An 18306-nucleotide genomic window follows, 5' to 3' on the forward strand; every position below is an offset into this window, starting at 1 on the left:
TGATGAGATCATGGCTGGGAAGGATAAAAAGAAAAAGCATATGATGGCCACGGGGACAATCGCCGTGAACCGTCGCGCACGCCATGATTATGCCATCGAAGAAGAATATGAGGCAGGGATCGTCCTGACCGGAACCGAAGTGAAATCGTTGCGGTTGGGGACTGTGAACCTGTCAGATGCCTATGCCGCGCCCAAGGGCGGCGGTGTTTATCTGCACAATCTGCATATTGGCGAATATTCGCACGCCCCGATGCGCGCACAGCATGAGCCAAAGCGCATTCGCACCCTGTTATTGCATCGTAAAGAGATGTCAAAATTAATGGGGTCGGTGCAGCGGGAAGGGCTGACCTTGATCCCTCTGCGTATGTATTTCAACAATCGGGGTTTGGCGAAAATTGCGCTGGGCCTTGGGCGCGGTAAGCGTGAATATGATAAGCGCCAGGATATAAAACAGCGGGACTGGAACCGCCGCAAGGCGACGATCCTGCGCAATGAAGGCTAGGGACGGCTCCTTCGGGGAAGGCAGTTGGCCGTGTTACGTGGCTGGGGGGAGTGATTGCGTCTATGTCAGGTGTCGCGCTGTGCCTGCTTTCCGCAGGGCTGTTGGGAATCCAGATTCCACTTGCTAAATTATCTTACATGGATGGGGCTGATCCCATCGCCCTGGCGATGTTGCGCTGCATTGGTGCGGCGCTGCCCTTCCTGATCTGGGCGAAGGTGAAGGGGATATCCCTGGCGGTTCCCAGAGATGCCTGGCCCGGTCTATTGACCATTGCTGGCGCTACAACGGCGATTTCCTATGGATATCTGGGTGCGCTGGGGCGTATCCCGGCCAGTTTGACGGCTCTTCTGTTCTATCTGTATCCCCTGATCGTGCTTGTGATTGCTGCCATTCACGCGCGGGAGCTTCCGGGAATTCGTCGCTTGGGTATTTTTACACTGGCCTTTGCGGGACTTGCCCTGGTGTTCGGACCGACCTTGCAGGATCTTGATCCAATCGGTGTGGGGCTGGGCCTGTTGGCAGCTGTTGGGGCGGCGGTGTATTTCTTCGTCGTTCCCCCTTTGACGAAACGGGTCTCTTCCTTATTGCTGATGGGTTGGTCGAATGCCCTGGTTGGCCTGCTGTTCATCCCAGGCATGTTGCTGTTGGATGGTGGTTTTCCGCAGCAGATCGGGGGATGGTCGGCGTTTTGGGCTGCTGCGACCGTATACGCGATTGGCATGGCCTTGACCTATCCGGCCCTGGCGCGGACGGGGTCGGTAAAAGCGGCGATGTTGTATAATTTTGAGCCTCTGACGATTATCGTCCTGTCGGCGCTGTTGTTAGGCGACGTCATGACCACCATTCAATATGTTGGTGGCGCCGCTGTATTAATTTCTCTGGTCCTGGCCAGCGCGCGCAGTGCAGAGGATGTTCTGCCGGATTAGCGGTCCTCTTCGGCGCTGCGGTCGACAATATCCAGGGATATGGCGGTTTCCATTTGTTTTGCTGCCTTCTTTCCTTTGGCAATGACATCAAACAGTTGATCCGGCTCAATCCGGTGCGCCCCCCGGGTCAAGTGGACAATCGCAGCGGCACAGCTCAACAGACCAAAACTCCGCATCTGTCCGTGTCGGTCTTTTGCTTCCAATTTACCCGCAGTGCGATGTTCGGGCAGATACAACCCCTCAGCATCTGCTTTGAATTTTTCCAATACATGTTTAACAAACCTCTGGACGTCATCCTGAGGCAGATCCTTGAATCCAGCAAAAAAGTCATCCCCCCCCACATGCCCCAGAAATCCAGGAAGGGTCATGCTTTCAGCCTGCAGGATATCGGCAAACAGCGTGATCGCGCGGTCGCCCTGGCGGAAACCATAGCTATCGTTAAAAGGTTTGAAGTCATTGAAATCAAAATAAACAAAGGCCCAGTCTGATTCCGGGTGGTCCAGTCCTTTGGTCAGATAGTCTACGACTGAATTGTTTCCAGGAAGCTTGGTCAGTGGGTTTTGATCCCGCGCCATCGTCATGTTTTTCTCATTAACGATACGCAGCAATGCATCTGCCGTCAGGAACCCGACATAGCAGAAATCTTCAGTGATGATGATCCCATCCTTGTCTTCGCCCGTGGCATAGATTTCCAGGATCTTTTCGACTTCGGTATTGATATCCACAATCGGACAGCGGGTCAGAAAATCCTTCAGGCCACGGCCAAGGGCGCGATTCTGTAAAAGTTCGCGCCCGTATTGAAGGTATATGAAGTCTTTCAGGTCGCCCTCGCGCACAATTCCCAGGGGCGATTGACCGTCCCCCAATACCGGAAAGACGGACTGGGTTTTGTTTTGCCGGAATTCTTCAAAAACCGTTGTCATGTCATTGTGGATTGAAAGCGCCTGCAACGGTTTTATGAAATCCCGGATCAGAAATTCATCCGTTCCCCTTTGTCGGCGGTCACGCGCATTTGTCTCTGCCACAATCGGATAGGCGGCTTTCAGGGTATCGTGTTCTGTCGTCGGCCGCGCAATAAAATATCCCTGAACCAGATCACATCCAATGCTCTTGCAGGCCAGGAACTCACGTTCGGTCTCAACGCCTTCGGCCAGGACAATGACGCCCAGAACATGGGCCAAATTGACGATGGAGGAGACAAACAGCCGCTTTTTGGAATCATCCGCCAGGCCGGAAATGAAAAACCGATCAATTTTGATGAAATCCGGCTGATAGCCAAACAGCATTTGCACTTCCGAAAAGCCACGCCCGAAATCATCAATCGCCAGCTTGAAACCATATTCGGTACAAAGCTGCAGCGAATCCTCCAAATGCCTGACTGCCAGAAAGTCATTGGATTCTGACAATTCCATCACAAAGTTTTCCGGCGCAAGACTGTATTGTTCTAATAGTTTTGACGTTTCGTGCGGTTGGTAATCCCGGCTGTCCAAACAGCGGTTATCGATGTTAAAGAACAGCTTGCTGCCGTGACAGGCTTCCGTTTGCGAGAATTGGGCAATGGCCATGCGCCGTAGAATGATATCAAGGCGGTTCAGCAAACCCTTGTTCCAGGCATGATCAAATAAGCTGGATATGGTTTTATAGCCAAGCCTGTCGATGTTCCTGAGCAATGCCTCAAACCCGATGCAACGCCCGGTGTGAATATTGACGATTGGCTGAAAGGCAAATGTCACAGTTTGAGCAGTGGCACTTAGAAACGCGTCTTCTCGGCTTTTTAGGTCCAGTTCTGACATCTTGAAGCACCCGATCGCAAAAAATCCTTGATGCAAGACCGTATCGGGAAAGTCTAAACAATTTATTACCAAAACTTGGTGTTATAAAACTGTAACAAGCGGATGGGTGTTTTGAAGAAGATCGCCTTTATCGAAGTGGGCGATAGGCGCTAATGGGGATATTTTCTGACAAACCCGCCTGCGTCCACAAATCCACGGCGACCTGTGCTGAAATTGCAGATAGGGTCAGGCCAAGATGGTTGTGACCGAAATTGAAGAAGCCGCGCGGCGTTGCCGGGGCAACACCCAGCACGGGTAAGGAATCCGGGGTTGCGGGACGATGTCCCATCCATCGATCCCGAACGGTTGAATTCAGTTGGGGCATCATTTCCATCGCTTTGGGTATCAACCGGTTCAGGCGCCGATAGCTAGGTCCCGCCGTCAACCCGTTGAATTCAGACTGCGTTGTCAGTCTGACCCCCTGTTCCATGGGACACAGGACCATGCTGTTTTCCACCCAGAAGGCCGGGCGGGTCGTGCATTTTTCCGGCCTGTCGAACATTGCGTGATAGCCGCGTTCCGCCACCAGCAAGGGGGCTGCCCCCAGGGCCTGTGCAAACCGTTTTGAAAAGGCCCCGGCACAAATCATCACCCGGTCTGGCTTGTGTTGGGTCACATTGGTTTTAACCGTAATGCGCCCATCCGGATCGACGGTCAGATCTTCGATGGTTTCACGCAGGAATTTTGCACCTTGCGCCATCGCCTCTGTCGCGACGGCCTCAACCAGCCGCTGGGGGTTCACAGCAAACAGCCCGTCGGGCTGTAGCATGCCGCGCACAAAGATCGGGGCCAGATTGGGTTCTAATTGACGAACTTCATCCTGACTGAGTATTTCCACCGGCGCACCACGCCGCCGAAGAAAATCACGTTCCGGGGCGTGATTCTTAAAGCCGTCTTCGCTGGAATAGACTTTCAGCCAGCCAACATCGCGCAACAGCGTTTCGGCGGGCGTGCCGCGTATCAAATCTTTCCAGGCCGGGGCAGCGGAGCCGCTGAGCGCATACAGGGCCTTGGAATTTGCCTCGGCCCGGCTGGCGCTGCATTCCATCACAAAGCGCAGAAACCAGGGCAGGGACTTGATCAATTCTGCGGGGTGGATGCTGAGTGGGCCGGTCGGGTCAACCAGCATGCCCGGCACCTGCCAGGGCAGGCCAGGCTGGGCAAGGGGGGAGGCGGAGGGAACAATTCCACCCGCATTGCCATAACTGGCCCCGGATCCAGGACCGGTCCGATCAATCACCGTGACCTTGAACCCGCGCCGCGCAAAGGCCAGGGCAGAGGTGCAGCCAACCGCGCCGGCACCTAATATCAGAAGGCTTTCACCGGGGCGGGCTGTCGGATCGTCGGTCATATTGCGGTCGCTTTGTCAGGGTGGTACGAGGATTAGGTGTAGGAATACGGAGCCTAGCAGAAACAAAATCAACTGGAAAAGAGATCATCGATGGAAACCGGAAGTCATGCCCATGGCGCGGATCCGCGAAATGAAACGGTAAAGATCTATGTTAGGGGCAAGATCGTGCCCCGCGCAGAAGCCACTGTTTCGGTTTTTGATTCAGGATTCCTGCTGGGTGATGGAGTGTGGGAGGGGATACGCCTGCATAATGGCCGCCTGGCTTTCATCGATCGTCACTTGGCGCGTTTGTATGAGGGCGCGAAGGCGATCGATATGGATATTGGGATGAGCCCCGATGCCTTGCACAGTGCCATTCTGGAAACCTGTCGCGCCAATAAGATGACAACCGGTGTTCATATCCGCCTTGTCGTATCGCGTGGCATGAAAACCACCCCGTTTCAAAGTCCGCGTGCGAATATCGGTCCGGCGACCATCGTCATTATTCCAGAATACAAATCCCCAAACCCTGATGTTCTGAAGACCGGGTTGCGGCTGCATACGGTTCATATCCATCGCGGCGCGCCTGACGTGCAGGATCCGTCATGGAACTCCCTCAGCAAGCTGAACTGTATCGCAGCCTGCATTCAGGCGGAAAAGGCCGGTGCGGACGAGGCCCTGATGCTGGACCCCCAGGGCTTTGTCGCCACCTGCAATTCAACGCATTTCTTTATCGTGCGGGACGGGGAGGTCTGGACTTCGTCGGGCCAGTATTGTCTGGCGGGAATCACACGTGGCAATGTTCTGCGCGTCGCAACAGAATTGGGCATTCCAGCGCGGGAGACGACATTCCCTCTGACCAAAGTTTATTCCTCTGATGAAGCCTTTGTGACCGGCACTTTTGCTGGTCTGATCCCCGTGCGGGAAGTGGACGGTCGGAAAATCGGGTCCGGCGGGTTGGGGCCGGTTACCCAACGCCTCAGACAGGGCTATTATACCCTTATCGAGCGGGAATGTCCGTCAGGAGAGATTTCGGTATGAGTCAGGGGCTGCGCATCGCCATGTGGTCCGGGCCGCGCAACATCTCTACGGCCATGATGCGCAGCTTTGAAAACCGTGCAGATTGCACCGTCACGGACGAGCCCTTTTATGGCTGTTACCTGTCACGCACGGGGATTGATCATCCCATGGCGGCAGACGTGATGGCCGATATGGACTGTGATTTCACCCGCGTTGCCCGGACACTGGCGGGACCTGTCCCAGGAGGCGCTGCGATCTGGTACCAGAAGCATATGAGCCTGCATATGTTGCCTGGGGATGATCTGTCCTGGTCGGATGAAATGGTCCACTGCTTTTTGATCCGCGATCCTGACGCAATGGTCGCCTCTTATACTCAGAAGCGTGAAACACCGAGTGTTGCGGATTTCGGTTTTGAACGGCTGTGGCAGCTTTTCGAACAGGTATCCAGCCGATCTGGCAATGTGCCACCGGTTCTGGATGCGAAGGATGTCCTGTCCGATCCGAAACGAAGTTTGACCGCCCTTTGTAAAGCGATTGGCATCGCTTTTGATCCCGCCATGCTATCCTGGCCGCCGGGGCGCCGTGACAGTGATGGGATCTGGGCCCCTGTCTGGTATCAGTCGGTGGAACAATCGACAGGCTTCCTGCCCTATCAGCCCAAACCCGTCAGCCTGTCGCTCGCCTTGCAGGCAATTGCGGATGAATGTCGACCCTATTATGACCAAATGGCCGCCCATCGATTGATACAGGATTAGATCATGCGCCTTGCCCTAATGCAGTCACGCCCAATGACGTCTATGACAAAAGCTCTGACACGGCTGGCGGAAGAGGCGCATCGTGCCGGTCAGAATGGCGCGAACTTGCTTGTCACGCCCGAGATGTTTCTGTCTGGCTATAATATTGGTGCTGCGGCGATTGATGCGGCGGTGTCAGAGATGGACCTTGAACGCGTCTGCGATATTGCCAGACAGCATGGCATCGCCCTTCTGGTTGGCGGCCCGGATCGTGTTTCCAGTGCCATATATAACGCGGCGTTTCTGATTGATGCGGGCGGTAGTGTGCGCAGCACTTATCACAAGACTCATTTATACGGGGACGTGGATCGCAGCCAGTTCACAACGGGGGAGGCCCTGTCGGAAATTGTGACGCTGGACGGTTGGAACCTGGGCGTCGCGATTTGCTATGATGTGGAATTCCCAGAAGTGACACGCGCCCTGACCGTGAAAGGCGCACAGGTTATCCTGGTGCCAACCGCCAATATGCGCCCCTATGAGTCAGTCTGTAGTCGGCTTGTGCCTGCGCGGGCACAGGAAAATGGCGTTTATGTCGCCTATGTAAATTATGTCGGGCGGGAAGCGCCCTTCGATTATTGCGGTCTGTCCTGCCTGTGTGACCCGACCGGTGCGGATGTTGTCCGGGCCGATGGGGAGGGGGAGGAAACCCTGTATGCCGATTTGTCGCATCCGGTTTTGCGGGCGACGCAAGAGGATGTCACCCATCTATCGGATCGTCGCACCGATCTTTATTGAAGAACCGTCACTGTGAAAGCACGTCCATGACAGACGCACCGATTACCGTGTTTGGGCCCGATTTTCCCTTTGCCTATGATGATTGGCTGGCCCATCCCAGCCGCCTTGGCAGTCTGCCTGCGGACAGTCATGGTGCGAAGGTTGCCGTGATCGGGGCGGGACTGTCTGGCGTGATCGCTGGATATGAGCTGATGCGACTGGGCGCGCATCCCATCCTGTTTGAATCCGGGCAACTGGGCGGGCGGCTGCGCTCTCAACCCTTTGAAGGGGCAACCGATATTGTTGCTGAACTGGGCGGCATGCGCTTCCCGGTCTCCGGCACCGGATTCTATCACTATGCCGACATGCTGGGCCTGGAAACAAAGCCCTTTCCAAACCCGATGACACCCGCTGCAGGGTCCACGGTAATCGATCTGGAAGGCGAAACGCACTATGCAGAGACGATGGCCGACCTGCCGCCCTTGTTTCATGAAGTCGCCGCCGCTTATGACCAGGCCCTGGAGGAAGGGGCACGCTTTAGTGACCTGAAAGCGGCAATCCGCGCCAAAGACCGGGCGCGCATCAAGGAAATCTGGAATCCGCTGGTGCGTGATTGGGATGAACGGACCTTCTATGACTTCATCACCACATCCCCCGCCTTTCAGCGCTTGAGCTTTCGCCACCGGGAGGTTTTTGGACAGGTTGGCTTTGGCACCGGGGGATGGGATTCCGACTTCCCGAATTCCATGCTGGAAATTCTGCGGGTCAATGTCACCGATTGCGACAGCAACCAACGGTTTTTCGTCGGGGGGGTGGAACGGTTACCGCAAGGCCTGTGGCGGCAGCCCACAGATGGAAAAGGATATTGGCCCGCAGGGACCAGCCTGCAATCGCTGAATAGCGGCGCGACGCGGCCCGGCGCGACCCGCATTCATCGCGCAGACGGGGGGCGGATTGCTGTTACCGATCGGTGGGGACGGACTGAGGAATTCGATGCAGTAATTGCGACCTGTCAAAGCTGGCTGCTGACCACCGCGATTGATACGGAGGAGGCGCTTGTCAGTCAGAAACTGTGGATGGCCCTGGACCGCACCCGCTATATGCAATCCTCAAAAACCTTTGTCATGGTGGATCGTCCTTTCTGGAAGGATCGGGATCCAAAGTCTGGGCGGTATCCGTTATCGATGACCCTGACCGACAGGCTGACGCGCGGAACCTATCTGTTCGATAATGGACCGGATCAGCCCGGTGTGATCTGCCTGACCTATTCCTGGATGTCTGATGCCTTAAAAATGCTGCCGCTGCCCGTGGAACGACGGGTCGAACTGGCGCTGTCTGCCTTGCAGAAGATCTATCCGGATCTGAATATCCAGTCCCATATCATCGGCGACCCGATCACTGTCAGTTGGGAAGCGGATCCAAATTTCCTGGGGGCATTTAAAGGCGCACTGCCGGGGCATTATCGCTATAACCACCGCATGTATCGCCACTTTATGCAGGGGGATTTGCCACCGCAGGAACGCGGATTGTTTCTGGCAGGCGATGATATCAGCTGGACGCCAGCCTGGGCGGAAGGCGCGGTGCAGACAGCCCTGAATGCGGTTTGGGGTGTCATGACCCATTTGGGGGGTCGAACTGCGCCGGATAATCCAGGGCCGGGGGATTTATATCCCCAATGGGGTCCGATTCGACTGGATGATTAGGGTTATTTGACAAAGGCACCCTGATTTTTTGTCTTAAATTGGCAAAAATTGCATCCGTGCCACCACGGAACATGTGTTTTTGGCCTATTTCTGCAACGCTCGCCTGATTGAAGCTTGGATTAAGAGTGAATTTGCGTATAGTGCGGCACCGAAAGCTGAGATAAGGAGTGTGCCACCATGCGTTTTGCTGAAGCCCTGACTTTTGATGATGTCCTTCTGCAGCCTGGTCACTCTGAAATCCTACCGGCGCAGACCGATACGGGTGCGCAGCTCACCAAGACAATCCGCTTGGGAATTCCCTTGATTTCTGCGGCCATGGATACGGTGACTGAAGGCCCACTGGCGATTGCCATGGCACAGCAGGGCGGCATCGGCGTTATCCACAAGAATATGACAGCCGAAGAACAGGCGCATGAAGTGCATATGGTAAAGCGCTTTGAAAGCGGCATGGTCGTGAACCCGATCACGATCACGCCAGAGCGCACATTGGCCGAGGCGCTGGAACTGATGCGGCGCAATCGGATCAGCGGCATTCCCGTTGTCTCCAAGCGGTCCAAGAAACTGGTTGGCATCCTGACCAACCGTGATGTCCGTTTTGCCGAAGATCTGGATACGCCGGTCAAGGAATTGATGACCAAGCGGGGATTGATCACGGTGCCGGAAGGGGCCAGCCGTGAAGAGGCGAAGCGCCTGTTGCACCAATACCGCATCGAAAAGCTGCTGGTTCTGGATTCGGAAAAGCATTGCGTCGGCTTGATCACCGTAAAGGATATCGAAAAGGCACAAAACTTCCCCAATGCCTGTAAGGATGAGCGGGGGCGCCTGCGGGTCGCTGCTGCGACCGGAACGGGCAAGGATGGTCTGGCCCGGGCAGAACAGCTATTGGATGCGGGCGTGGATGTTATCGTCGTCGACACCGCCCATGGTCATTCCCAGGGTGTCCTTAATCAGGTTACCAGCGTTAAGAAGCTGTCAAATTATGCCCAGGTGATTGCAGGCAACGTCGCCACGGCAGAAGGCGCACGGGCCTTGATTGATCATGGCGCGGATGCGGTGAAAATCGGGATAGGGCCGGGGTCGATTTGCACCACCCGCATTGTTGCTGGCGTTGGTGTGCCGCAATTAACCGCGATCCTGGAAGCATCGGAAGTCTGTCGTGAACTGGGCGTTCCAGCCATTGGCGATGGTGGCATTAAATTCTCCGGCGATCTGGCAAAAGCCATTGCGGCGGGGGCGAATGCCGTAATGATCGGGTCCTTGCTGGCCGGGACAGAAGAAGCGCCGGGTGAAGTCTTCCTGTATCAGGGGCGGTCTTACAAATCCTATCGCGGCATGGGCTCTGCGGGGGCAATGTCGCGCGGGTCTGCCGATCGCTATTTCCAGGAAGAAGTGTCGGAAAGTCACAAATTCGTGCCGGAAGGCGTTGAAGGTCGCGTTCCCTATAAAGGACCGGTTTCTGGCGTGGTGCACCAATTGGTGGGCGGCTTGCGTGCCGCAATGGGCTATACCGGAAGCCGCTCAATCGAGGACATGCAGAAACGCGCCACCTTCCGCCGGATTACCAATGCGGGCCTGCGCGAAAGCCATGTTCATGATATCACGGTGACGAAAGAGTCCCCCAATTATCAGATTGATCGGTGAGTATCCGTAAATGATCAGCCTGATTGGCCTGATGGCCGCCTTGTGTACGACGGTGGCATTTGTGCCGCAGGCGTTGAAATGTTGGCGTTCCCGGTCGACAGCAGATATCTCTCTGTCGATGTTTCTGATCTTTGCGCTTGGGGTTTGCCTTTGGCTGGCCTATGGGATCGTGCGTGAAGATTTGCCGCTGATACTGGCCAATGGGGTAACCCTGGCGCTGGTGCTGTCGATCCTGTGGATGAAGGTACGATTTGGATGACCCCTGGTGCGCGGATTTCCGCTGCGATTGAACTGTTGGACCGCCTGGACACCCCTGGCGCGCCCCCTGCGGATAAGATGATGTCGGATTGGGCGCGCGGCAATCGCTATGCCGGGTCCAAGGACAAGGCTGCCATTGCGGGCATGGTCTATGGCACTCTGCGTCGGCGGGGCCAGATTGACTGGTGGTTGGATCGCGCCAAGAGCGGCCCGCCGGATGGTCGTTCGCGTCTGCTGGTCTGGCTGCAACTGGGTGAAGGCATGCGCCTGACCGATTGGGAAACCGTCATCACCGGGGAGCGATTTGATCCAGCCCCGCTGAGTGGCATGGAAAAGCGCGTGATGGTCGAATTGGGCGCACAGCGCGGGTTTGAACTGGAATGCCAGCCGGATGTCACCGCCGGAAACATGCCGGAATTTCTACAGCCGATTTTTGCACAATTATATGGCTCGGATACCAAGCGGCAATTGGCCGCGCATCTGGACGAGGCCTCGGTCGATCTTCGCGTGAATACGCTAAAGACGGATCGGGAGTCGGCCCAGGCAGCCCTGGCGGAAGAGGGCATTGTTACTAAGCCAACCCCATTGTCGCCAATCGGTCTGCGCCTGGCGGACCGTAAGCCGTTGAGCGGAACCAAGGTCTTCAAGGAAGGTCTGGTCGAGCCCCAGGACGAAGGGTCACAATTCGCCGCGCTGTTGGTTGAAGCCAAGCCGGGCATGAAGGTTGTGGATTTCTGTGCAGGTGCGGGTGGTAAGACACTGGCCATGGCGGCCACGATGGAGAATACCGGTCGGATCATCGCCTGTGATGTTTCCGAGCCCCGCCTGAAGCGCGCCGCCCAGCGGTTGAAGCGGGCAGGGGCATTTATGGTGGAGCGTCGCCTGTTGTCCTCAGAGCGGGACAAATGGGTCAAGCGCCGCGCCAATCGGTTCGATGGTGGCTTTGACCGCGTCTTGATCGATGCCCCCTGCACGGGATCGGGCACTTGGCGCCGCAATCCAGATCAGAAGTGGAAGCTGACGCCCGAAGGCCTGGAAGAGGTGATGCACAAGCAATCGGTAGTGATGGACAGCGCCGCCAGGCTTGTCGCGCCGGGGGGCCGCATGATCTATGTGACCTGTTCAATCCTGCCACAGGAAAATGAAGATCGCGTCGCGGCTTTTCTGGCCGATCATCCTGATTTCTATCAGCATCCGGTGGCGGAAGTCTGGACAACACTTTTCCCGAACCTGGCCTATCCAGGGGCAGCGGACAGTCCAAACCTGCGCCTGACCCCGGCCGATCACGGTATGGATGGATTCTTCATCTCCATTTTGGGACGCAAGCTGACTGCCGGTTGATGGTCCAGATTATCGCGCGTCGCTTCAGAACAGGATGGTTTTTCCATCCCAGGCGATCAGGCTGCCTGTCTGGGGGGCGGTTGCGTCATTGATGACGCTTAGCAGGCGTTCCGCAGCATAAGTGGCGCTGAACAGCTTGCCTTCCGGGACGCCCTTTTGAAACGGGGCTGACAGATTCGTCGCGACGGTGCCAGGATGCAGACCCAGGACAATGGCATCCTTGTGGCTGCGCGCCAGTTCAATCGACAGCGTTTTCAACAGCATGTTCAATGCAGCCTTGGACGCACGATAGCCATACCAACCGCCCAGCGCATTGTCCGAAATGCTTCCGACCCGTGCCGATAGGGCGGCAAAGACTGCTTTTTCTTCCTTTGGCAGCTTTGGCAGGAAGTGTTTCGCAACCAGCGCTGGACCGGTCGCATTGACGCGCATGACCTGATCCAGCCAGTCGGGGTCCAGATTGCGCCATGATTTTTCTGGCCCAAGTTTCTGATCCCCGTGATCTTGCTGATGCAGGATGCCGGTTGCCACAAATACCAGACGTGGCGCAGTGACCCTGGCGGCGGCGGCCCTGATCGAGGCTTCATCAGCGATATCGATCTGTCCAACCCGAACGCCATCAGCCGTTGCGACCAGTTCCCGGCGTGCAAAGGCGTGCACGGTCTCGAAACGCGGATCAGCGGCCAGCAGAGCCGTCACAGCCGCGCCAATTCCACCAGATGCGCCGATCACGACGGCTTCCGATCTGTCGGGAAAGGATGTCATCATAGGGATACACTCTCCTTACGCATTGTTTAGCCATCCCGTCAGGTCCGTGACCGGGGGGCGGAAATACAGGATGACACGACCCTGCGGCCCGGCACTGGCATCTGCTTGCCATTTGGCCATGCCATGCAGGCAGTGCCGATGCATTACGAATGACTGTCCCGGTTGCGGTGCCAGGGTGATGCGCGGGCAATTCCTAAATACCTTTCGCCGCACGGCCTGATAGGACTCTGTAACATCAAGATTCCGCCATTTGGTTGGCGCGATCCCGGCAAAGGTTTCCTGTAACCAGGCCTGAATAATCCTGTGAGATCCCTCCCAGATCACGAAGGGGGATGCCCCTGTCGAGTAGTCGGTCGCTGGAATACCCAATAGAAATCCGTGATATTCCCTCAGATACCGCCGCCGCTGGGGTCCTTCTTTTAACAATCCATCGATATGGGCGGCATCGCGATCCCGGCGAAAGGCATGCATTGCGTCCGTCTCTCCCGCCATTGGCTGCGGATATCCGGGATGGCAAACCGATACCTGCGCCCGATCCCACGGTAAGTCTTTGTAATTAAGGCGATCATGGATGAAGTCAACAGCGGTTCCAGATAGGGCTGGTCCGCCGGATACGGCCCCAGTCGCATCGTTGGACAGCACATTCACCCCGGCAAACCAGGTTCCGCCATAGCGCAGCCAGTGGGCATTTTCCGGGGCGGCGATGCTGGTCCAGACAGCGGGCAGGGTGGCGTCCAACCAGTGCCGCAGCACAGGATCGGTTGGGAAGAGGCACCACCCCTTCTGGTGATAGTGGTCGAAACTGTTCATGCCATCCTTATTGCGCCACAGGAAGGCGACATGCCAAGCCCCGGATCAATGAAAAACAGGTTTTAATGCAGATTTTCTTCGATCCGTCGAATCGGTTTACAGAATGGGACTGTTCGCCTAACTTTGCGCTGGTTTTCGGGATGATACTCATTCTGAAGCAATAGCGGTTGCAACTGATCTAACAAAGAATCCCCGCTTTTAAAAAAAACATGCCATGTCGGTGCAGGGGCCTCCCAACGCATCAGCACAAAGAGCAATCAGGGTGGGGATGCCAAGAAGGGAAACGAAACGCCAATGGAATACGAATATATTATCATTGGATGCGGAATTTTGGCAGTGCTGTATGGTGCCGTCACGTCCAAAAGCATCCTGAGCCTGAGTGCGGGCAATGAACGCATGCAGGAAATCGCCGCAGCCATTCAAGAAGGTGCTACGGCCTATCTGAACCGTCAGTATATGACCATTTCATTGGTCGGTGTTGTGGTTGCCATTATTCTGGGGTTGGCGTTGAGCTGGACCAGCGCCATTGGCTTTGTCATCGGTGCCGTTTTGTCGGGCGCTGCTGGTTACATCGGGATGGTCATCTCCGTGCGCGCCAATGTTCGCACGACTGAAGCCTCTCGCGAAAGCCTGGCTGCGGGTCTTTCGGTTTCCTTCAAATCCGGCGCTGTGACCGGTATGCTGGTTGCCGGTTTGGCGCTGTTGGCGATCGCTGGCTACTATTTTGTGCTAATTGGTCAGTATGATGTGAACGATGCCAATCAGGCCAAGAACATCATTGCAGGCCTGGTCGGTCTGGCATTTGGTGCTTCGCTGATTTCCATCTTCGCCCGTCTCGGCGGCGGCATTTTCACCAAGGGGGCCGATGTCGGCGCTGACTTGGTGGGGAAGGTCGAAGCCGGCATTCCGGAAGATGATCCCCGCAACCCGGCTGTTATTGCCGATAACGTTGGCGATAATGTCGGCGACTGTGCGGGCATGGCGGCTGACTTGTTCGAAACCTATGTCGTGACGGTTGGGGCCACCATGGTACTGGCCCTGATTTACGGCATCACCGGTCTGGAGATGAGCCAGTTCCTGATGTATCCGATGATGATCTGTGCGGTTTGCCTGGTCGCCTCAATCATCGGCACGTATTTCGTGCGCTTGGGCGGCGGAACCAACATCATGGGGGCCTTGTATAAGGGCTTGATTGCATCGGCTGTATTGTCTGCGGTGGCCCTGTATTTCGTGACCGATCATGTGATCGGCATGGATCTGCAAATGACCGTGAACAATGTCACTTTCACCGGTATGGATCTGTTCCTGTGCGGGATTGTCGGTTTGGTTCTGACCGGTCTGATCGTCTGGGTGACAGAATATTATACTTCAACAGAATATCGCCCGGTGCGGTCCATCGCGAAAGCATCGGAAACCGGCCATGGCACGAATGTGATCCAGGGTTTGGCGATTTCGATGGAAGCAACCGCCATTCCAGCAATTCTGATCTGTGTTGCGATCATCGTGACTTTCCAGATTGCAGGCCTGTTCGGGATCGCCATCGCTGTGACCACGATGCTGGCCTTGGCCGGTATGGTTGTGGCTCTGGATGCTTATGGTCCCGTGACTGATAATGCCGGTGGTATCGCGGAAATGGCGGAGCTGGATGACAGCGTTCGCAAAACCACGGATGCCCTGGATGCTGTTGGGAACACGACAAAGGCTGTAACCAAGGGCTATGCGATTGGTTCTGCCGGTTTGGGCGCACTGGTTCTGTTTTCGGCTTATACGGCTGATCTGACCCGGTACTTCTCTGCCACCGATGTCGATTTCTCGCTGTCTAATCCGTATGTTGTCGTTGGTTTGTTGATCGGTGGCCTGCTGCCGTATCTGTTTGCCGCAATGGGTATGACGGCTGTTGGACGGGCAGGGGCCGCAGTTGTGGTTGAAGTGCGTCGTCAGTTCAAAGAAATCCCAGGCATCATGGAAGGCACGGGCAAGCCACAATATGGCCGCTGTGTCGACATGCTGACCAAACGCGCAATCGGTGAAATGATTGTACCATCCTTGCTGCCGGTTTTGAGCCCGATCGTGCTCTACTTCGTCATCAATGCGGTTTCGACCCAGGGCAATGCCTTCGCCGCTGTTGGCGCGATGTTGTTGGGTGTGATCGTGACCGGTGTCTTCGTTGCAATTTCCATGACCGCCGGTGGTGGTGCCTGGGATAATGCGAAAAAGTATATCGAAGACGGCAATCATGGTGGCAAAGGCTCGGAAGCTCACAAGGCTGCTGTGACCGGTGACACGGTTGGGGATCCCTATAAGGATACCGCTGGTCCTGCTGTGAACCCAATGATCAAGATCACCAATATTGTGGCATTGCTGCTGTTGGCGGCCTTGGCCCATTGATTGATCTGACATCTGTCAGGTTCTGACCAAGAAAAACCCCGGGGCGCAGGCTCCGGGGTTTTTTATGTGCGTTTGATGGATTGGTCGGTCAGGTGCCGAATTTCCCAAGGTTACCAAACAACTGTTCCATGATTGACATGGTGCGACCGGATGTCGGGGTCTCTTTCTCTTCCAGGTTAACCTCTGTCAGCGCATCCTTGTCATAGGTATCGATGGTCTGCAGCGTACCACCTTCGTCAAAATGAAAGGCCAGAACCTGATTTTCGGTGACTTCCGTTGGATAGAAAGCCCAGGTTTCTCGGCGCTGGCTCATATAATACCAGACATTATCGTCAAAAGTGCCAATGGTTGAGGGGGTTCCAATGGCCGCGACCACATCGCGCTTGGTCGATTGTCCGACGGATATCTGTTCCAACCGGCTTTCCAGCGGGGCATTTCCGCGCAGGGCGACTTTCGGGTCGCACGCAGTCAGGGCCAGCAACAGAACACTCACAGACGCGCCGGTTTTCAGGCTGCGCCGCAGGGCTTTTGGGGTCGAGGCGGCAAATTTCATCAACGCAACCTTGCTCTTTATCAGGGTTTTACCAACTGTTTTAGTGTGGGCCGCGCCGGGCTTTTTTTCAAGCCATCTTGCCGAATGGGCCGGGGAACGCTAAGTCCCGGCTGAAGATATGGCAAGGGGCGCAAGGATGCGTCTGAACGATACCCGGGGTTGGTCACCGTGTTTGATATGTTTAGAAGCTTCTTTCGAACCAGATTAACGCGCGAGCAGAAAATCGCACTGGTGCTGTACGAGCAGATCGTGACCGCCGCGCGCCAGCCTGTATTATATGCCAAGGCCGGTATTCCAGACACATTGGAAGGGCGTGTGGAGAGCATTGCCTTGCACACCTTCCTGTTGTTCCGCCGCATGACGGGTCGTCCTGACTGGGATGTTATCGGCGGTGCCTTGTCTGATGAAATTGTCGCCGACTTTGATCGCTCCCTCAGAGAGATGGGCGTGGGGGACATGTCGATTGGCAAAAAGGTCAAGAAGCTTGCGCAATTGTTCTTTGGGCGTTTTGACGCCTATTGGGGTGCGATCAATGGTTCGGACGGGGCCGACGACCTGGAAACGGTGCTGAAATGGGGCGTGTTTCAAGGGCAGGATATCGATTCGGCGCGGCTTTCCGCAATGGGTGAGTATTTCGACAAACAATCGGCGCATCTGTATACCCAGACAGAGAAGAATATTCTGGTCGGCCGTGTGACATTCACGTCCCCGGATCCTGTTTTTGCTGCCTTGCCTCCTGTTCGTTTGAGTACCGATGTTGAGGAGACGGCATAGTCATGACGAAAGAGTTAGATCAGGACGCGCCAGAATTCAGCACTGTGATAGAGGTCGATGAAATCCCCTCCAAGGGCCTGCAGATGCAATTGAAGGCGGATGCGACACAGCGTGAGGCCCTGGCGCGGCGTTTTGATATTCTGAGGGTGGACAGCCTGTCTGCTGAGTGTCGCCTGACGCTGCTGGCCGGCGGGCCTATGGTGCAGGTGAAGGGCACAATCCTGGCTGTGGTCCAGCAAAGCTGTGTCGTCACGCAAGCGTTCCTCAAACAATCCATGAGGGTTCCCTTCAGCCTGGAATTTGCCCCCGCATCGATGGTGGAGGAAAATGTTGAATTGACCCTGGAAGACGCAGATCCGCCCGATGTCATTCTGGAGGGTAAGATTGATGTGGGAGAAGCCGTCGCCCAGCAACTGGCATTGGCGCTGGATCCGTATCCCCGCCAGGATGGCGTTGACCTGGACCAGGTACTGGATGCTTTACCCGAGGGGCGTAAGGCGCTATTGGATCGCACAGAACCTAAAAATCCATTCGCCGCGCTGGCTGGATTATCAAATTCTACCAGCAAGGATGACGAATAGACGCAAACCGGGTTGCCGTAGCCTTACAAAAGGGCTATGTAGGCCGCCGTTTTGCAAGACACCTCAAGCTTACGAAGGTCAAACAAATGGCAGTTCCAAAGAGCAAGATCACCAAATCCCGCCGTGGCATGCGTCGGTCGCACGATGCGCTGGGCAATCCGTCTTATCGTGAAGATCAGACCACCGGCGAAATGGTGCGTCCGCACCATGTTGACCTGAAGACCGGCATGTATCGTGGTCGCCAGGTTGTAGAGCCGAAAAGCGGATTCTAAACTAACGGCACTTGGGATCCTTTTAAGGGGTCGAGTGACCAGTTGGTATCAGAGTAAACAGAATCGGGCCCTTGCGGGCCCGATTGGTGTTGCCGGACA

Annotated in this window: 18 protein-coding genes; 13 read left to right on the forward strand and 5 right to left on the reverse strand. The window is 55.8% G+C overall.

Features of this window, described 5'->3' with window-relative positions:
* The first annotated feature begins 10 nt into the window (after nucleotides 1-10).
* Nucleotides 11-502: an SsrA-binding protein SmpB gene (gene smpB, locus ACOSDR_RS03675; RefSeq protein ID WP_420724237.1), complete on the forward strand. Its 492-nt coding sequence runs from the start codon at nucleotides 11-13 to the stop codon at nucleotides 500-502.
* A gap of 62 nt (nucleotides 503-564) precedes the next feature.
* A complete protein-coding gene (locus tag ACOSDR_RS03680; protein WP_420724236.1) occupies nucleotides 565-1428 on the forward strand; it encodes a DMT family transporter in 864 nt (287 codons plus the stop codon).
* Here ACOSDR_RS03680 and ACOSDR_RS03685 read toward each other — a convergent pair.
* Nucleotides 1425-3221, reverse strand: a complete 1797-nt coding sequence (locus tag ACOSDR_RS03685) for an EAL domain-containing protein (protein WP_420724235.1) — start codon at nucleotides 3219-3221, stop codon at nucleotides 1425-1427. The genes ACOSDR_RS03680 and ACOSDR_RS03685 overlap by 4 nt on opposite strands.
* Nucleotides 3222-3348: 127 nt before the next feature.
* Complete coding sequence (locus ACOSDR_RS03690; RefSeq protein WP_420730398.1) at nucleotides 3349-4611, reverse strand: NAD(P)/FAD-dependent oxidoreductase; 1263 nt, start codon at nucleotides 4609-4611, stop codon at nucleotides 3349-3351.
* Between the two features lie 90 nt (nucleotides 4612-4701).
* Between ACOSDR_RS03690 and ACOSDR_RS03695 the strand changes: the two genes are divergently transcribed.
* The 7 genes from ACOSDR_RS03695 (at nucleotide 4702) to ACOSDR_RS03725 (ending at nucleotide 12061) form a co-directional block, all read left to right on the forward strand.
* Nucleotides 4702-5631 (forward strand): aminotransferase class IV, encoded by a 930-nt coding sequence (locus ACOSDR_RS03695; RefSeq protein WP_420730399.1) that lies wholly within the window; start codon nucleotides 4702-4704, stop codon nucleotides 5629-5631.
* Nucleotides 5628-6365: a hypothetical protein gene (locus ACOSDR_RS03700; protein WP_420730400.1), complete on the forward strand. Its 738-nt coding sequence runs from the start codon at nucleotides 5628-5630 to the stop codon at nucleotides 6363-6365. The genes ACOSDR_RS03695 and ACOSDR_RS03700 overlap by 4 nt, the downstream gene beginning before the upstream one ends.
* 3 nt (nucleotides 6366-6368) lie before the next feature.
* The gene (locus tag ACOSDR_RS03705; RefSeq protein ID WP_420730401.1) at nucleotides 6369-7139 is read left to right on the forward strand and encodes a carbon-nitrogen hydrolase family protein; all 771 of its coding nucleotides are present in this window, start codon (nucleotides 6369-6371) and stop codon (nucleotides 7137-7139) included.
* Between the two features lie 26 nt (nucleotides 7140-7165).
* The gene (locus ACOSDR_RS03710) at nucleotides 7166-8821 is read left to right on the forward strand and encodes a flavin monoamine oxidase family protein (protein WP_420730402.1); all 1656 of its coding nucleotides are present in this window, start codon (nucleotides 7166-7168) and stop codon (nucleotides 8819-8821) included.
* Nucleotides 8822-8998: 177 nt separating this feature from the next.
* Nucleotides 8999-10462: an IMP dehydrogenase gene (guaB, locus tag ACOSDR_RS03715; RefSeq protein ID WP_420730403.1), complete on the forward strand. Its 1464-nt coding sequence runs from the start codon at nucleotides 8999-9001 to the stop codon at nucleotides 10460-10462.
* Between the two features lie 10 nt (nucleotides 10463-10472).
* Nucleotides 10473-10721: a SemiSWEET transporter gene (locus tag ACOSDR_RS03720; protein ID WP_420724228.1), complete on the forward strand. Its 249-nt coding sequence runs from the start codon at nucleotides 10473-10475 to the stop codon at nucleotides 10719-10721.
* Complete coding sequence (locus ACOSDR_RS03725; RefSeq protein WP_420724227.1) at nucleotides 10718-12061, forward strand: RsmB/NOP family class I SAM-dependent RNA methyltransferase; 1344 nt, start codon at nucleotides 10718-10720, stop codon at nucleotides 12059-12061. Before ACOSDR_RS03720 ends, ACOSDR_RS03725 begins: the two co-directional genes overlap by 4 nt.
* A 24-nt stretch (nucleotides 12062-12085) precedes the next feature.
* On the opposite strand, the gene ACOSDR_RS03730 is transcribed toward ACOSDR_RS03725, so the two are convergent.
* Nucleotides 12086-12829, reverse strand: a complete 744-nt coding sequence (locus tag ACOSDR_RS03730; RefSeq protein WP_420730405.1) for an SDR family NAD(P)-dependent oxidoreductase — start codon at nucleotides 12827-12829, stop codon at nucleotides 12086-12088.
* 15 nt (nucleotides 12830-12844) lie between these two features.
* On the reverse strand, nucleotides 12845-13639 hold the full coding sequence (locus ACOSDR_RS03735) for a hypothetical protein (protein ID WP_420730406.1): 795 nt from the start codon (nucleotides 13637-13639) through the stop codon (nucleotides 12845-12847).
* Nucleotides 13640-13933: 294 nt separating this feature from the next.
* Between ACOSDR_RS03735 and ACOSDR_RS03740 the strand changes: the two genes are divergently transcribed.
* Nucleotides 13934-16027, forward strand: a complete 2094-nt coding sequence (locus ACOSDR_RS03740; protein WP_420730407.1) for a sodium-translocating pyrophosphatase — start codon at nucleotides 13934-13936, stop codon at nucleotides 16025-16027.
* A gap of 88 nt (nucleotides 16028-16115) precedes the next feature.
* On the opposite strand, the gene ACOSDR_RS03745 is transcribed toward ACOSDR_RS03740, so the two are convergent.
* Nucleotides 16116-16580 (reverse strand): outer membrane protein assembly factor BamE, encoded by a 465-nt coding sequence (locus ACOSDR_RS03745; RefSeq protein ID WP_420730408.1) that lies wholly within the window; start codon nucleotides 16578-16580, stop codon nucleotides 16116-16118.
* Between the two features lie 177 nt (nucleotides 16581-16757).
* Here ACOSDR_RS03745 and ACOSDR_RS03750 point away from each other — a divergent pair, with 177 nt between their 5' ends.
* The 3 genes from ACOSDR_RS03750 (at nucleotide 16758) to rpmF (ending at nucleotide 18207) form a co-directional block, all read left to right on the forward strand.
* The gene (locus ACOSDR_RS03750; protein WP_420730485.1) at nucleotides 16758-17354 is read left to right on the forward strand and encodes a ubiquinol-cytochrome C chaperone family protein; all 597 of its coding nucleotides are present in this window, start codon (nucleotides 16758-16760) and stop codon (nucleotides 17352-17354) included.
* A gap of 2 nt (nucleotides 17355-17356) precedes the next feature.
* Nucleotides 17357-17935, forward strand: coding sequence for a YceD family protein (locus tag ACOSDR_RS03755; protein WP_420730409.1), 579 nt, complete (start codon nucleotides 17357-17359; stop codon nucleotides 17933-17935).
* Between the two features lie 86 nt (nucleotides 17936-18021).
* Nucleotides 18022-18207 (forward strand): 50S ribosomal protein L32, encoded by a 186-nt coding sequence (gene rpmF, locus ACOSDR_RS03760; protein WP_420724221.1) that lies wholly within the window; start codon nucleotides 18022-18024, stop codon nucleotides 18205-18207.
* Nucleotides 18208-18306 lie beyond the last annotated feature (99 nt).

Origin of the sequence: Hwanghaeella sp. 1Z406 (genome assembly GCF_048892425.1) — a bacterium.
Lineage (GTDB): Bacteria > Pseudomonadota > Alphaproteobacteria > UBA8366 > Aestuariispiraceae > Pacificispira.

What these genes read in the sequence shown, in the direction of transcription:
- smpB (WP_420724237.1), top strand. Translation starts at nt 11, where the DNA reads ATGGCTGGGAAGGATAAAAAGAAAAAGCATATGATGGCCACGGGGACA.
- ACOSDR_RS03680 (WP_420724236.1), top strand. Translation starts at nt 565, where the DNA reads ATGTCAGGTGTCGCGCTGTGCCTGCTTTCCGCAGGGCTGTTGGGAATC.
- ACOSDR_RS03685 (WP_420724235.1), bottom strand. Translation starts at nt 3,221, where the DNA reads ATGTCAGAACTGGACCTAAAAAGCCGAGAAGACGCGTTTCTAAGTGCC.
- ACOSDR_RS03690 (WP_420730398.1), bottom strand. Translation starts at nt 4,611, where the DNA reads ATGACCGACGATCCGACAGCCCGCCCCGGTGAAAGCCTTCTGATATTA.
- ACOSDR_RS03695 (WP_420730399.1), top strand. Translation starts at nt 4,702, where the DNA reads ATGGAAACCGGAAGTCATGCCCATGGCGCGGATCCGCGAAATGAAACG.
- ACOSDR_RS03700 (WP_420730400.1), top strand. Translation starts at nt 5,628, where the DNA reads ATGAGTCAGGGGCTGCGCATCGCCATGTGGTCCGGGCCGCGCAACATC.
- ACOSDR_RS03705 (WP_420730401.1), top strand. Translation starts at nt 6,369, where the DNA reads ATGCGCCTTGCCCTAATGCAGTCACGCCCAATGACGTCTATGACAAAA.
- ACOSDR_RS03710 (WP_420730402.1), top strand. Translation starts at nt 7,166, where the DNA reads ATGACAGACGCACCGATTACCGTGTTTGGGCCCGATTTTCCCTTTGCC.
- guaB (WP_420730403.1), top strand. Translation starts at nt 8,999, where the DNA reads ATGCGTTTTGCTGAAGCCCTGACTTTTGATGATGTCCTTCTGCAGCCT.
- ACOSDR_RS03720 (WP_420724228.1), top strand. Translation starts at nt 10,473, where the DNA reads ATGATCAGCCTGATTGGCCTGATGGCCGCCTTGTGTACGACGGTGGCA.
- ACOSDR_RS03725 (WP_420724227.1), top strand. Translation starts at nt 10,718, where the DNA reads ATGACCCCTGGTGCGCGGATTTCCGCTGCGATTGAACTGTTGGACCGC.
- ACOSDR_RS03730 (WP_420730405.1), bottom strand. Translation starts at nt 12,829, where the DNA reads ATGATGACATCCTTTCCCGACAGATCGGAAGCCGTCGTGATCGGCGCA.
- ACOSDR_RS03735 (WP_420730406.1), bottom strand. Translation starts at nt 13,639, where the DNA reads ATGAACAGTTTCGACCACTATCACCAGAAGGGGTGGTGCCTCTTCCCA.
- ACOSDR_RS03740 (WP_420730407.1), top strand. Translation starts at nt 13,934, where the DNA reads ATGGAATACGAATATATTATCATTGGATGCGGAATTTTGGCAGTGCTG.
- ACOSDR_RS03745 (WP_420730408.1), bottom strand. Translation starts at nt 16,580, where the DNA reads ATGAAATTTGCCGCCTCGACCCCAAAAGCCCTGCGGCGCAGCCTGAAA.
- ACOSDR_RS03750 (WP_420730485.1), top strand. Translation starts at nt 16,758, where the DNA reads ATGTTTAGAAGCTTCTTTCGAACCAGATTAACGCGCGAGCAGAAAATC.
- ACOSDR_RS03755 (WP_420730409.1), top strand. Translation starts at nt 17,357, where the DNA reads ATGACGAAAGAGTTAGATCAGGACGCGCCAGAATTCAGCACTGTGATA.
- rpmF (WP_420724221.1), top strand. Translation starts at nt 18,022, where the DNA reads ATGGCAGTTCCAAAGAGCAAGATCACCAAATCCCGCCGTGGCATGCGT.